Origin of the sequence: Streptomyces sp. NPDC053427 (genome assembly GCF_044544985.1) — a bacterium.
Taxonomy (GTDB): Bacteria; Actinomycetota; Actinomycetes; order Streptomycetales; family Streptomycetaceae; genus Streptomyces.
Genome location: NZ_JBITYA010000001.1, coordinates 884952 through 898561, shown reverse-complemented (window position 1 = coordinate 898561; position 13610 = coordinate 884952). Strand labels below are relative to the sequence as shown.

General features: G+C 69.3%; 14 protein-coding genes. 6 read left to right on the top strand and 8 right to left on the bottom strand.

Annotated features, from left to right (window positions below; translation table 11 throughout):
• Positions 1-117: 117 nt before the first annotated feature.
• The gene (locus ACIGWZ_RS03550) at positions 118-558 is read left to right on the top strand and encodes a hypothetical protein (RefSeq protein ID WP_400060358.1); all 441 of its coding nucleotides are present in this window, start codon (positions 118-120) and stop codon (positions 556-558) included.
• 256 nt (positions 559-814) lie between these two features.
• On the opposite strand, the gene ACIGWZ_RS03545 is transcribed toward ACIGWZ_RS03550, so the two are convergent.
• Positions 815-1390, bottom strand: coding sequence for a hypothetical protein (locus ACIGWZ_RS03545; protein ID WP_400060356.1), 576 nt, complete (start codon positions 1388-1390; stop codon positions 815-817).
• A gap of 247 nt (positions 1391-1637) precedes the next feature.
• On the opposite strand from ACIGWZ_RS03545, the gene ACIGWZ_RS03540 reads away from it, so the two are divergent.
• The 3 genes from ACIGWZ_RS03540 (at position 1638) to ACIGWZ_RS03530 (ending at position 6013) form a co-directional block, all read left to right on the top strand.
• Positions 1638-2576 carry a hypothetical protein gene (locus ACIGWZ_RS03540; RefSeq protein WP_400060354.1) on the top strand — a complete coding sequence of 313 codons (939 nt, stop codon included), beginning with the start codon at positions 1638-1640 and terminating at the stop codon, positions 2574-2576.
• Between the two features lie 617 nt (positions 2577-3193).
• Complete coding sequence (locus ACIGWZ_RS03535; protein WP_400060352.1) at positions 3194-4294, top strand: PP2C family protein-serine/threonine phosphatase; 1101 nt, start codon at positions 3194-3196, stop codon at positions 4292-4294.
• A 276-nt stretch (positions 4295-4570) separates the two neighbouring features.
• Complete coding sequence (locus ACIGWZ_RS03530; protein ID WP_400060350.1) at positions 4571-6013, top strand: FAD-dependent oxidoreductase; 1443 nt, start codon at positions 4571-4573, stop codon at positions 6011-6013.
• Positions 6014-6119: 106 nt separating this feature from the next.
• Here the strand turns inward: ACIGWZ_RS03530 and ACIGWZ_RS03525 are convergent, their stop codons facing one another.
• Both ACIGWZ_RS03525 and ACIGWZ_RS03520 read right to left on the bottom strand, forming a co-directional pair.
• On the bottom strand, positions 6120-6680 hold the full coding sequence (locus ACIGWZ_RS03525; RefSeq protein WP_400060348.1) for a DinB family protein: 561 nt from the start codon (positions 6678-6680) through the stop codon (positions 6120-6122).
• A gap of 275 nt (positions 6681-6955) precedes the next feature.
• Positions 6956-7630 carry a hypothetical protein gene (locus ACIGWZ_RS03520; RefSeq protein WP_400060346.1) on the bottom strand — a complete coding sequence of 225 codons (675 nt, stop codon included), beginning with the start codon at positions 7628-7630 and terminating at the stop codon, positions 6956-6958.
• A gap of 96 nt (positions 7631-7726) precedes the next feature.
• Here ACIGWZ_RS03520 and ACIGWZ_RS03515 point away from each other — a divergent pair, with 96 nt between their 5' ends.
• The gene (locus tag ACIGWZ_RS03515) at positions 7727-8350 is read left to right on the top strand and encodes a TetR/AcrR family transcriptional regulator (RefSeq protein WP_400060344.1); all 624 of its coding nucleotides are present in this window, start codon (positions 7727-7729) and stop codon (positions 8348-8350) included.
• Between the two features lie 138 nt (positions 8351-8488).
• Here the strand turns inward: ACIGWZ_RS03515 and def are convergent, their stop codons facing one another.
• Positions 8489-9160 (bottom strand): peptide deformylase, encoded by a 672-nt coding sequence (gene def / locus ACIGWZ_RS03510; protein ID WP_400060342.1) that lies wholly within the window; start codon positions 9158-9160, stop codon positions 8489-8491.
• Between the two features lie 108 nt (positions 9161-9268).
• Between def and ACIGWZ_RS03505 the strand changes: the two genes are divergently transcribed.
• A complete protein-coding gene (locus tag ACIGWZ_RS03505; RefSeq protein ID WP_400060340.1) occupies positions 9269-9835 on the top strand; it encodes a helix-turn-helix domain-containing protein in 567 nt (188 codons plus the stop codon).
• Between the two features lie 127 nt (positions 9836-9962).
• Here ACIGWZ_RS03505 and ACIGWZ_RS03500 read toward each other — a convergent pair whose 3' ends face one another.
• The 4 genes from ACIGWZ_RS03500 to ACIGWZ_RS03485 all read right to left on the bottom strand — a co-directional run bounded on the left by ACIGWZ_RS03500 (position 9963) and on the right by ACIGWZ_RS03485 (position 13610).
• Complete coding sequence (locus ACIGWZ_RS03500; RefSeq protein ID WP_400060338.1) at positions 9963-10823, bottom strand: class I SAM-dependent methyltransferase; 861 nt, start codon at positions 10821-10823, stop codon at positions 9963-9965.
• A 119-nt stretch (positions 10824-10942) separates the two neighbouring features.
• On the bottom strand, positions 10943-12364 hold the full coding sequence (locus ACIGWZ_RS03495) for an alpha/beta hydrolase family protein (protein WP_400060336.1): 1422 nt from the start codon (positions 12362-12364) through the stop codon (positions 10943-10945).
• Positions 12365-12602: 238 nt separating this feature from the next.
• On the bottom strand, positions 12603-13082 hold the full coding sequence (locus tag ACIGWZ_RS03490) for a hypothetical protein (RefSeq protein ID WP_400060334.1): 480 nt from the start codon (positions 13080-13082) through the stop codon (positions 12603-12605).
• A 90-nt stretch (positions 13083-13172) separates the two neighbouring features.
• Complete coding sequence (locus ACIGWZ_RS03485) at positions 13173-13610, bottom strand: MarR family winged helix-turn-helix transcriptional regulator (RefSeq protein ID WP_400060332.1); 438 nt, start codon at positions 13608-13610, stop codon at positions 13173-13175.

Sequence of the window (13610 nt, the reverse complement as noted above, 5' to 3'; positions counted from 1 at the left end):
ACCGGCGCAGGCGGAAATCTGAAGTGAATGCGCTGACGGGGCAACCCGGCATCGACGGTTGCAATCAAAGAAGGTGCAGCAACAGAACTCGACATTGCACAGCAGAGGAAGTCATCCGTGAAGTCATCTCGCGTCGGCCGGCGTGTTGCCGGTACCGCCGTCACCGCCCTCATGCTCACCGCGGGCGCGGTCGCCATGGCCTCCCCGGCCGCCGCCAAGGCCAACTCCATCGCCCTGGGCAAGGTCGCCCTCGACACGCGGCAGGCGTCCGTCATCAAGGCCGATGTCACCTACTCCTGCGACCCCGGTTCGGACGTGCATGTGGCGGCCACCGTGACGAAGCTGGACAAGGCGGACGGCAAGCACCCGTCCATAGCCACCGGCACCCTTCCCAACAGCAAGCTCGTCTGTGACGCGGACAAGCACGTCGCGCGGCTGACCCTGCGGCCCAAGCCGCACTCCTCGTTCCGCAAGGGCGATGACGTCAAGGCCGCGGCCGCCATCGTGACCCCGGCCGGCGCCCACTACGCCGACGCGGAGAAGGCCGCCACGCTCTGACGGTCGCGCCGCAGGGACCGGTCCGGGCGCAGTATGCAGCGGGCCGGTCTCCGGTGGCGGATGGGTACGGTACGGAACACGCTGCGCATCGCCTTTGAGGTGCGGCCGTGAGATCCACACGACGCCCGCTGCGCCGGCCCTGGCGAGTGGTCCGGATGATGGCGGTCAAGGCGATGACGGTCCGTTCGGCGCCGGGGTGCTCGGGCACCGGGTTCACCGCGGCGGGCCCGCGCCGCGGCGGGCGGCGGCGTCGGCCTCAGCGCCAAGGACGCGCGAACGTGATGCCCAGATGCCGATGGAGCCCTTCCCGCTGCTCGGCCGTGGCCAGGAGCATTCTGTCGTCGCTGAACTCCGGGCCTTCGCGCTCGACGCGGCGGAAGTCCCGGGGGTCGTCGTCGGGGTTGAGCGCTTCGATGGCTTCCTGCGCCGCTCCCACGTCGAGGTAGTCGTTCGACTCCTGCTCGACGGAGATGGAGAGCGGCTTGCCGTTGCGGTCGAAGTGCATCGTCCCCAGGCCGCACTCCTCGTCGTCCGGGTTGGCCTTCTCGAAGCGGTAGTTGGAGACGGTGACCTTGCCGCCGGTGAGGGCCGCGGCCTCGTCCAGGAGCCATGCGTAGTACTCATCGGCGAAGTCGACGTCGTCGCAGTGGATGGACACGGCCACGCCGAATGCTTCGAGGGCGCCCGGGATTTCGCAGCGCCGCTTGATCGGCTCGGTCGCGTACGCGGCGGCCTCTTCCAGGACGCTCCGGGCTTTCTCCTCGGTGATCATTCCGAGGTCGGTGAGGACTTCGGCCACCCGCACATAGGAAATCGGCTGAACGTTCGACATACGGGCATCCTTTCAGTCGGCCGCGTCCGCGCGCTCGATGTTTCCGGGAAAGGGATGGGGCGGTCGGTTTTTGACGGCAGCCGGTCCCGGTAAGCCGCCCGCCCGTTTCTTGCGTGAGCGTGGTGTACGGCGTCGCCGCCGCCTTCGCGGCTCTTGAACAATCCGTTGAGCAGGTGTCACGTATGCCCATAGGCTCTTGGCGCCCTGCATCCCAGGGCAGTTGGGGCGGGTCACCTCAGGGGGCGGCATGGGAATCGCGCTGTTCGAGGCGAGGAAGGCGAACCGAGAGCGTCGGGCGGAGCTCGTGGCGCGGCACGAGGAACTCAGGCAGTGGGCGGATGCCGAGGCCGTGGCGCAGGAGAAGGCACGGCGCTCGTTGTACGACGAGGCGTTGGTGCCGTTCGGGGAGCTCTTTGCGCGGATCGTGCCTGTCCGCCTGGCCGACCTGGCGGCGGTCGATGCGGTAGCGGCCGTCGCCTCGGCGGATCTTGAGCACCGTACGCCCGGGTCGGGTGCGGCCCGGGCGGCGCGTGCGGCCGCCGCGCTGACCGGTGGGGCACTCGCCGGCGCAGGCACCGGTGCGGCGGTGTACACGGCCGTGGGTGTCTTCGCGACCGCCTCCACCGGCACGGCACTCTCGGGCCTGTCCGGCGCCGCCGCCACCAGTGGGACGCTGGCCTGGCTCGGCGGCGGATCACTGGCGGCGGGAGGAGGCGGGGTGGCTGCCGGTACGGCCGTCCTGACCGGCATCGTCGCCGCACCGGTCGTGCTCTCCCTAACCGGCTTCCTGGTGTGGGAGGCCCGCAGGGTCAAGCGAAGCCAGCGGGAGGAGGCCGAGTATCTGGACCGTGCCGAGGCGGAACTGACGATCGTGGAGCGGCGGACGAGTGCCCTGTGCGAGCGCAGCCTTCGGATACGGAGGGCCCTGCGGGATCTGCGCTCCGCCATAGCGGACCGCCTGCCCTCCTTGCGACAGCTGGTCGACGAGTACGGCGAGTACGGCGACTTCGCCACGTACCCGCCCGCACAGCAGGCAGCGGTGACCGGGGCCGTGGGCCTGGTCGTCGCCGCGATCGAGGTCATGCGGCACCCGATCGAGGACGGGAAGGGCCGCCCGGACGAGGCGGGCAGGCGCGCCGTGGAACGAGCCGAGGCGCTGCTGCGGGATCTGGCGGTCGCTGCGTGAGCGACCGCGACCCCAGTGCCCCCGTAGGAACGGCAGCCGGGCCGGCGCCCTGCAGTCCAAAACCCTGAGTGGCCTGAGCGGCACCGTCCGCAGTGCGGCGAAGGCCGGACCGCTGCCCAAGGCCCTCGGCGGCGGGCAGCTGCCCTTCGCGACCGCGCAGGCGGCCTACTCCGTCGCCGAGGCGGGCCTCGACCTGGCCCGCGGCCGCCTCGACGGCACGGGCGGCGAGGTGGGCGCGGGCGCGCAGGCTGAGGCGGAGGCGCAGGCGCACCGCGCACGGACCGGCGCTTCGGCGGCGCCCGCCTCGGGCCCCTCGGCCTCCGCCGACCCGTCCCAGCCGCCGCACCACCGCTCGCTCATCCTCCGCTCGCTCATCCTCCGCTCGCTCATCCTCCGCTCGCTCATCCTCCGCACCACCGCTCGCGCTCGCGCCGACACACACGGCGACCTTGACCTGTGGCGATTCCGTTCCCGTCGGCAGGCATCGACGGCAGCGCCGGCCCGCGTTCGTCAGCCGCCCGGAGACGGCGCATGGTGGAGGGGTGGGGCCGTGGCCACGCATTGCGGGTCCGCGGCAGCCGTGGCAGTCGAGCCATGCGCTGGTCGCGATCCCCATCATGCTCATCGTCGTGATCACGATCGTGGACCTTTTCGTCCCGGAGGACGTACACCTCGGTCCGCTGCTGGTGATCGCGCCCGCGCTCACCGCCTCCTTCGCCGGCCCGCGCATGACCGGGGCCATCGCGCTCATGGCGATGGCGGCCCAGGCGTTCATCGGCTGGCACTTCGGCGTGCTGTTCTCGCGGAACGTGATGGTCCAGCTCCTCTCCATCGCGGTGCTCTCGTGTCTGATCGTCTTCTTCTGCGTGGTGCGCGAACGTCACCGTCAGCAGCTGGCGCAGGTGCGATCGGTCGCCGAGGCCGCGCAGCACGTCCTGCTGTGGCCGCTCCCGGAGCAGATCGGCCCCCTGCGGATCGCCTGCATGTATCTGGCGGCGGAGGACGAAGCCCAGATCGGCGGTGACCTGTACGCCGCGACCCGCACCGAGGGCGGAGTGCGCCTGATGATCGGCGACGTCAGAGGCAAGGGCCTGGCGGCCATCGGAGAAGCGGCCCTCCTGCTCGGCGCCTTCCGCGAGGCCGCCCACCAGCACACCAGCCTGCCCTCTCTGGCCGGCGCGCTGGAGCGGAGCGTCGGCCGCTACCTGGACGACTTCGAACCGGAGGAGGAGGCCGGAGAACGCTTCGTCACGGCCCTGCTCATGGAGGTCCCCGACCACGACCCGGTCACCCGGATGACCAGCTGCGGCCACCTGGCGCCGCTGCTCCTGAGCCCCGGGCACTCCGTCACCGTCCCGAGCCTGCACCCCGCACCGCCACTGGGTATCGGCATGAGCCCCGACGGCTACACCCTCGACGTGTTCACCTTCGAAGTCGGCGACACCCTGCTGCTCTTCACCGACGGGATCATCGAGGCCCGCAATCACAAGGGCGAGTTCTATCCCTTCGCGGAACGCGCCGCCCAGTGGACCGGAGCCTCTCCCGACAACCTTCTCCAGCACATCCGGCGCGACCTGCTCGCCCACGCCGGCGGAGCCCTCGCCGACGACGCGGCCCTCGTCGCCATTCGCCGCACACCCCCGACCCGCCCGGGACATCCCCGTACAAAGATCATCCACGCCGACGGGTTCCGCCACCGTGCCGGCAGCGCCGACTGAGGACCCGGATACGCCAGAAGCCGGCCACGCAAGGATCTTGGACGTCTGACGGGTCGGCGGGTCAGCCCTTACGTCGCCGAGGCGGGATCAGGCCGCCGAGCCGATGGTCCGGGTCAACGGACGCATCATGCCCCGCAAGCTCGGATAGGCCGCGCATTGGCCGCGTAGCGGCTGTCGTGCACCCCCGTCGTGCCACAGTGCGCCCCGTCGTCGGCGGACGACACAGCATTCACAGGGGTACCTCACCAGAATTGCCCGACGAGGAAGGACGCAGCCATGAGGACCCGAGCTGTCCGGCACGGTCGCAAGTGGGGGAAGGCCGTTGTCATCGGAGGAGGGTACGCCGGTCTCGTGACGGCTCGCGTACTGGCCGACCATTTCTCCGAGGTGGTCGTCCTGGAACAGGACCCGCTGGACGAACACCGGGGTACCCACCCGCATGTGCCCCAGGGGTACCACGCCCACGCCATGTTGGCGAAGGGCGCAGAGGTCCTGGAGAAGTTCTTTCCGGGGCTCCGGACGGAAATGCAGGAGATCGGAGCACCGGTTTTCGACTACGGAGAACACATCAGCTTCCTCCTGCCCGCCGGGTTCGCACCGCGTCACCGGACGGGCGTAAAGATCCAGACGTTCACCCGCGATGAGCTGGAGCGGCGTCTGCGCGACAAGGTACTCGCCCTGCCCGAGGTGACATTCCTTCCGTCCACGCGATGCGACGGCCTGAAAATGTCCGGGCCCGGCAAGGTGAATCGGGTGCTGTACCGGACGGAGGGTGCCGAGCAACTCACGGAACTCGAAGCGGATCTGGTGGTCAACACCTCGGGGCGCGCCAGCGCTTTGGACAACTGGCTCTCGGAGATGGGGCTTTCCGTTCCCGAGAAACGCCTCGTCAAGGCGAAGATCACGTATACGTCGGTGAACATCGCCCGATCGGAGAAGAGCCGCCCGGAATTCAATATCGCCTACCAAATGACATTCGCGCCTCACGTGCCCCGGGGCGGTGTTGTGCTGGCGGTGGAGCGGAACCGCTGGATGTGCTCGTTGTTCGGGTTCGAAGAGCATGTGCCGCCCACCGAGAACGGCGCCTACCTGGATTTCGCGAAGAGTCTGAAGAACCCTCGTCTGGCCGAGCAGATCGAAGGCCGCACCGGCCAGGAGCCAACCCATCGCTACACCAATGTCAATAATCAGTGGCGCCTGTACCACAAAATGAAGGAGTGGCCGGACCGTCTCATCGCCCTCGGCGACGCGGTATGCGTGTTCAACCCCGTTTACGGGCAGGGCCTGACCGTTGCCGCGATGGAAGCCGATCTTCTCCACCGCAAGTTGACCGAACACCGGACGCTCGGGGCCGGCCTGGACGGTATGAGCAGGGGATTTCAGCGGGCGGTGGCGCGCATTGTCCTGACACCGTGGACCCTGTCGAGCAATTCGGATCTCATGTGGAACCCGGACCACCAACCTGTCACGGCCAGGTTCGCCCACTGGTACAACAAGCACCTCTTCGCGGTATCTGTTCGCGACGCACGGGTGTGGTCCCGATTCGTACGGGTGGCCAACATGGTGGCCCCGCCCACCGTGCTGTTCCACCCCACCGTGGTCGCAAAAGTCATGAGCCAAGCCCTGTCCCGGCGCAATCGCAGCGCCCCCTCGAACGGCACCGGGGACCGGCGAGTTGAGGATCCACATCCACCCCAGGACCGCGACCTGCAACGGTGAATCCTTGCGATCCGGGGGCACGCGAGTGCCGGCTATCGCCTCCGGCGGGGCTGTTCGCCGCAATCCTGCGTGCGCCTCCGGAGGCGGGGCCAGCCCCCGGCCCTCCTCACTGGCCGACCCTTCCGTCGATGCACTCGCGCAACAGATCGGCGTGCCCGCAGTGACGGGCATACTCCTCGATCCTGTGCACCATCAGTTCCCGAACGGCGATCCCGTCCTTGCCCAGACGCTCGCCCAGATCCGGGTGCTCGGCCAGCGCGGCGTCGGTCGCGGCCTGCTCGCGCGCCAGAGCGGAGTACGCGGCGTCGACCTCGGCCTGCTCAGCGACGGCTCCGTCGAAGTCGGCGTCACGCTTGCCGTACAGCTTCGGCAGCGGATCGCCATCGCTGATCCAGTTGTGCCAGTCCCGTTCCACCTCGACGAGGTGCCGAAGCAGGCCGAGCAGCGACATCGACGACGGCGGAACCGACCGACGGGCCATTTGCTCCGCATCCAGGCCCTCGCACTTCATCCGCAGGGTCTTGCGGTAGTTCGCCAGGAAGTCCTGCAGCGTCGCCAGCTCGCCTTCCGGACTGACTCCTTCGTTGTCGCGAGGGTCGTCGTCCGGGTCAGCCCACATGTCGGGGTAGATGGTTGCCCGGGTCCATCGTGCGGGTTGCTCACTCATGCGTTCCATTTTCCTCGGTGAGGGCCCGCGCTCGCTAGTGCCCCGCGTCCGAAGTGGTCATGAAAGTTGGCGTTCTTGAGGATCCGATCGGCAGTCTTGGACCAGTACGACCACCGAGCACCGACCAGACGTACGGGTGGGCGCGGGCGTTCCAGCTGTCGATGAACGTGCGGAGCTTGGCGTTCAGGTCGCGTCGGAGTACTCGGGTGCCACCTACGATGACCGGCGTGAAACCGTGCCCGCCCTCGTCCACCTCCGCCGTGGCCGCGGTGCGGCTACGGCGCCGGGCTGGTCTCCGGGCCCGGACGCGTCAGGCAGCGGCGTACGGCCCAAGCCAGAGCGCCGAGAGCGAATCCGTACACGGCAACCAGCCCATGGCCGTTGTCCTGGAGGACCCACATCAGTAGCCCGAGCACCGGAACGGCGACCGCGAGGAGCCGCTGCTTCGGGACGAGGGCGCGGGTCAGCAGGGCGAGGGCGAGGGTCGCGCCGAGGAAGTAGGTGGCACCGGAGCTGCCCGCGAAGTTGCGGGGGTCGGTGCTGGGGCCGTCGCCGAACCCGAGCAGGGCGTCGATCCGCCCCGGCAGGACGATGCCGGCGAGGAAGAAGCCGACCGTCAGCGGGCCGCCCCAGAACCACTGCGCAAGTGCGGCCACGACGGCGAGGGTGCCCAGGTTCCAGGCGGCGCCGGAGATCCCGCCGTTCTGCATGAATACCGAGGTGAACTCCCGCCACCAGCCCGCCTTCGCGGGATCGCCGTCGAGCGCGTCCATCGCGCCCGACCAGCAGAGCTGGAGCACCACGCCGGCCACCGCCAGGGCGGTGAGGCCGACCGCCGCCCACGGCACCCGGCGCTCGCGCAGCGAGTCGCGCCCGACCACGCCGAACCCACAGTTGATCATCATGACCATCAGCGCGGCCGTGGTCGCGAAGAACAGTAGTCCCCCCATGCCCGCCCCCCTTTTTTCCAACGGTGTTCAAAACTGATGAAGGTGAGGCTAGCACAGATTTCAAACGGTGTTTGAATCCCGTGTACGGTGGACAGCATGAAGCTCACCAAGGAGCGCATCGTCGATGCAGGCATGGCCGCCTTCGCCGAGGTCGGATTCCACGGCCTGTCCATGCGTCAGGTGGCCGAACGGCTCGGCGTGCACGCGGGCAGCCTCTACTACCACGTGCGCGGCAAGGATGAGTTGCTCGGGCTGATGGCCGACCGCGTCTGCCGTCAGGCCTACGATGCCGGCACCGCCGCCCTGGCCGCGCTACCGCCCGAAGCGACCTGGCAGGACGAGGTGGAAGCCCAGGCCGAGGCGCTGCGCCGCAGTATCCAGCAGCACTCAGGTGGCGCGATGCTGCTGGCCGACAGCCCCGGAATGCTGAGTCCCGGCGCACTGTCCCTGATGGAGCGCCTTCTTCAGACCCTCCTCAACGCCGGTGTGCCCGATGCCCACTGCGGAATCGCGGCCGACACCCTGCTCAGCCACATCACAGGCTTCGTACTCCAGGAACGCAGCAGCTCCCCGGCCCCGGCTGTCACCGCCGAGGTCCATGCCGACCTTCGCGCGCGCTTCCCGCTGGTCATCGAGCGGATGCCCCGGCTGAGCCAGGACGAGAAGTTCCAGCGAAGCATCCGACTGCTGTGCGCAGCCTTCACCACCCTCACCGAGTAGCGAACCACCCCGCGGTACCGCCGTGGCAGGGGTGACCGGGCATGCCCGGCATGACGACGTGATGAGCACCGGCCCCGGCGGATCGGCACGCGTGCGAGCGATGAGGTCGACGCGGGTGTCGACCAGCAGGGAACGGCGTTACTTGGCCAGCTTCTTGGCCAGCTGCTCGGCCCGGGCCGCGCGCCGGACGAAAATCTCGTCCTTGGACGCCGCCATCTCGCGGAGGGCCGTCTTCCGTTCCCGCTGGGCGAGCCGGTCCAGGTACAGGTGTCCGTGAAGATGGTCCGTCTCGTGCTGCAGGCACCGGGCGAAGTACCCCCTGCCCTCGATCACCAGCGGCTCGCCGTTCTTGTCGCGGCCCCGTACGACGGCACGGTCGAGGCGGGGCACCACCCGGTAAGGGCCCGGAACCGACAGACACCCTTCGGGCTCTTCGACCAGCCTGCGCCGCTCGGTCGACACCTCCTCCAGGACGGGGTTGGCGATGTGCCCGACGTGACGCACCCCCCACTCGTCCGTGAGGTCCCACACGAACAACTGCAGGTCCACGTCGACCTGGTTGGCGGCAAGCCCCGCGCCCTCGGCCACCTGGTTCGTCGCAAACATGTCGTCGACCAACTGCGACAGCTCCGGCGTACCGAACTGCGTGACCTCCTGGCACCGGCGCCGAAGAATCTCCTCCCCGACGACGGTGATGCGGCGCACCGAACCCCGTTCGACCTCCGGCGCGAGCCGCGGGTAGGAATCGACGGGTTCGCCCAGCACGCGCACCCGCCGGTCCTGCGAGGTGTCATCGAACCGAACCGTCATGGAATATCAACGCCTTTCGCGCATGCCTCGGACGGCCGGGGCAGAAGACCCCGGCCGGTCCGCAGCCGGGCTTGACCGAATGCTTTGCAAAGTAGCACCCTTTGCAAAATGAGCGATGAAAACCGTCCAGCCTCGTCCACGGACCCACTGCCGCCTCGCGCCCGGCAGCCCCTCCCCGACCATCCCGTGCGCATCGCCTTGCTGGACCTGCTCGCCGAGGTCGGCACCGTCACCTCCACCCAGGCCGCCGCCCGCCTCGGCCACAGCTCCGGCCTCTGCTCCTTCCATCTGCGCCAACTCGCCCGGCACGGCCTCATCGAAGAGGCGCCACACAACGGCGGCCGGGCACGGCCGTGGCGGCTCCGCTGGACGCCGGCCGACCACCGGTCGGAACGGGAAACGCCGGACGAGTTCGCCACGCTTGCACGTGGGCTGGAGGACGAGAGCTATCAACAGTGGCTGGCCCAACGGGAACAGGCGCCGAGCGCATGGCAGCACGACGAGTCGTTCAGCGCCGTCGTCCACCTCACTCCATCGGAAATGGCCGAACTCGCCGAGTCCATCCGCCGCCTACTGACCGATTACCGCGAACGGGACCAACGCCCCGCCCTCCGTCCCGCGGGCACCGTCCCCGTGGCTGCGGTCACGCGGCTGTTCCCCCTCCTCGGCCGGTGAGCCTGTCGGCACTCGTACGGTTCCGCCCCCCGATGAGTTGGTCGGCACCGTATCCAGCCGAGGAGGTCGTCTCCCTTCATGAGTCGGCGTCAGCAGATAAGGACGGGAGGCGAGAAGGCGCTCATGCTCAGGCCGCACCAACCGGTGGTGAGGCCTGTGCGGCCCTCTCACGCATGCGTGCCGTCGCGACGCGGATCTTGTAGGCGCACGGAACCCGCCCGTCCGGCGTCGTCATCTCCCTCACCTCGGCAAAGAAGGCCTTACGCAAGCGCTCCACGGTGGTCCGATCGAGCGGGCCGAGGTCGTACAGTCCCGAAAGGGCGGCCCATACCTGCTCCACCGGACCACTCAGATCGATGGGAATCGTCTCCCAGTCCGCCGCGCCGAAGCCTGCCGGTACAAGGATTTCGTCGAGCCCGTCGCGGCTACGTGTCCTGCTGTCCCCCAGTGGCGGAATGCGCCGCGAGGCGGGCATCTCCTCAACGGTGCGGCGCAGTAGTCCGAGGAAACGCTCGTACGCCTCGCCGCCGACCGCCCCGCCTCCCACCACGTATGCCAGCACCCCTCCGGGAGACAGCACTCGGGCAACCTCCGCCACGACGTGTTCGATCTCGCCCATCAGCATCAGCGCCAGGTGGGAAACGCAGGCGTCGAAGCTGTCGTCGGGGAAGGGAAGTTCCTGAGCGCGGCCCTCCTCGAGTCGCACCCCCGCCAGCGCCGGTCGACGTCGCGCCAGCGCCAGTGACTGCGGAGACAGGTCCACCCCCGCGAGCTGTCTCCCGTCGCTCCGGGCCAGATATTCCAGCAGCAGGCCGTCACCACAACCGAGGTCCAGCACGCGCCTGCTTCCCTGCACCCGGCCGCACAAGATCTCATAACTGGACCGGCCGTCCGGAGCGCGGCCACCACCGAACGCCTCTGAGGTCACCGCCGGATGCTCGGCGTGGAAGTCCTGCAGGAATGCTTCCTGCGCTGCAGTCGTCGTCATTCACCAAATCTACGGCGGTGCCTTTCGCAACACCGTCCCCAGCGCGAAAGGCGCGGCGCCTGTCCGGTCGGCGGCTGGTTGGAGACCGGTCGGAGGCCGGCACGCCGGGCGGGCGGCGGTCAGTGCCTCGGCAGTGTTTCCTGCAGCCAGTCGAAGACGACGTCGGAGTGTTGTTGGGGCGCCATCGGGGAGCAGTGCAGCTGCGCGCCGGTGGCCGCGGTGAGCTTCACGTAGTCCTTGGGTGAGGTCAGCTTGTCGAACATCCGGCGCGGCTGTCCGGGATAGAACTGCTCGTACTCGTAGTCGAGGACCAGGGTGGGCATGGTGATGCGGTCCACGATGTCCGTGATGGTCAGTGCCTCGATGCGCTTGGCGGGGGTGTAGAAGTCGGTGAAGACCTTGCCCTCGCGGGCGGCGAGCATCGCGGGGACGGAGAAGGGCTCGAAGCGCTTCTTCATGGTCGCGGCGGCGGCCGCGGGGAGCTCCGGGACGACCTTCTTGTTCCAGATGGTGTTGGTTTCCGCCTTGTCCGGGGTGAGGACCTTTCGGATCTCCGACGGGAAGCCCAGCCAGGGCTCCAGGCATCCCGGCATCGCCACCAGCGCGGCGATCCGCTTCTCGAAGGCTGCGGCCCGGGGGGCCAGGTCGCCCGCCATGCTCAGGCCGGTCAGGGCGATGCGGTCGGCGTCCACGTCGGGACGGGCGACCAGCCAGTCGACGAGCGGCGTGACCACCGTTTCCCAGCGCGGTGTGAAGACCACGCGGTTCACGAAGAGCAACTGCCCCTGGCCCGGCCCGTCGTACACGAGGGCGTTCCAGCCGCGCTCCAATGCGGCCGAGACGCCGTAGGCCCACATGTCGACGTTCTGTCCGTCGCTGCCGTTCGTGAGGATCACGGTGGGGCGCCGCTCACCGGAGTCGTCCGGGCGGAAGAGCCACACCGGCAGCGGGGTCGTCCCGTACGGGACGCTCGTCGTCACCGGTGCCGGGTCGCAGAGCTTGCAGAACGTGTCCCAGGCGCCGCGCCCCGCCCGGTAGAGCTGCTCCTCACTGTCGGGGCTGTCGGAGCCGAGGACGAAGAACAGCGCCTGGGCGTAGTACTGGGCGGCCCGCAGCGCGCGAAAGCGCCTGGTCTGCCGGTCGGGCCTGCTGTCCTCGGGCGCTTCCAGCAGCTGGTCGCCGAGCTTCCTGAACGTCTCGACGTACGTCTGCGCGGACAGGCCGGCCTTGTTGATCGTGTTCACGGCGGTGAGCACCTCGCCCACCTCGCTGCCGCTGAATCCGGCGGCGCCGAGGGCCCACAGGCCGCTGAAGTTGAACGACGGGTCCTTGAAGAGCGTCATCACGCCGGGTGTCGCGCCGGGTGTGGCGGCGCCCGTGGAGCCGGTGGCCGAGTCCGAAGGACGAGGGGCGGGGCCTTGTGCGGTGGTGGTGCCCGAGGCCGTGCAGCCGGCCGCCAGCATGAGCCCGGCTCCACCGACGAGCCCGGTGAGCGCGGTGCGGCGGGTCGGGTGGGATGCGTCCTGCGCTACGTGCGTCATATCAGCCGACCGTAGGAGCCGTGCCACCCAGGCTTTCCCGCACCACACAGGCGGTTCCCCCGAACGGCCCGGGGCCCGGTCGCCGGCCGCGTCGCGCGATCCGGTCAACCGGCAGGGAGAGCGGGACGGTGACGGCCCGGCTGTAGATCACTGCGTGGGGTGGTCGGCAGAGTCATCGGGGCAGGGGCCGGGTGGCGTGCCATGGACGACGGGGGCCCTTCTACTGGTCGGCGCCCGTCTAGTGGTTGGCGCCCTTCTGCTGGTCGTCGCCCTTCTGCTGGTCGTCGCCGAAGCAGCCTTCTTCGCGCTTCGCGACACCGAGAAGGATCGTGGTGTCGGTGCTGGTCCGCCCGAACGCCCCGGGCATCTGCGTGCAGACCTTCCAGTTCCGGTCGGAAGACGGTGTGCGGCCACGGTCTCGCATGTCGTACGTGCGGATCGACCGGAAGCCGGCGGCTCGCGCTTCGTCCCGGGCAGCCCGCAGCCCTTGGCCCGCGAGAGGGGGAACGGGCGCGTTGCCATGGCCGCTGCCGCTGCCGCTGCCGAGGGTGAATCGCGCGTCGGGGCCGAGCGGGGCTGCCGTGCCGGGTGCGGAGGGGGCGGGCGTCGGGGAGAAGGTGCGCCGTGCGGAGGCTTCGGGGCCGGAGGACTCCGCGGTGCAGGCCGCGAGCGCGAGGCAGACGGCGGTGATGACGACAGCAGCGGCAGTACGGCGCATGGTTCCTCCGGGGGCGATCTCAGGGCTGGACGGGAGACCACCCGCCGGAACGGAAGGTTGTACGGCGGCCGCCGCCGTTCTGAAGGTCGCTTACCGCGAGGGCGCAGCGTCGCGGTAGGCACGCGTCGAGGTTTCGATGTTGTGGGTCATGCGTTCCAGGACGCGGACGGCGGTGTGGTACTCGTCCGGGGAGATACCGGTCGTGGCCAGCGCGCGGAAGGCGTCGACGCGCTCGGCGACGTCGGCCAGGCGCTCACGGCCGTCGCGAGTGACGGCGAGCCTGTCCGGTGCGGGACGGGTTGCCCAGCCATCGGCGAGCACCGTGTCGAGGGCAGCGGTCAGCGTGGGTGCGTCGGCGTTGGCGGAGAGGGTCGAGAGGACTTCGGCGTCGGTGGTCTCGGGGGTGTCGTGGAGGACGTTGAGAACCTGCCAGGCGATCCGGGTGAGGCCGAACCCCTCCAGCATGTCGTCCATGTGGCCGGTGAGGGCTTTGTCGGTGCGGTTGAGCCAGTAGCCGATGGGCTTCAC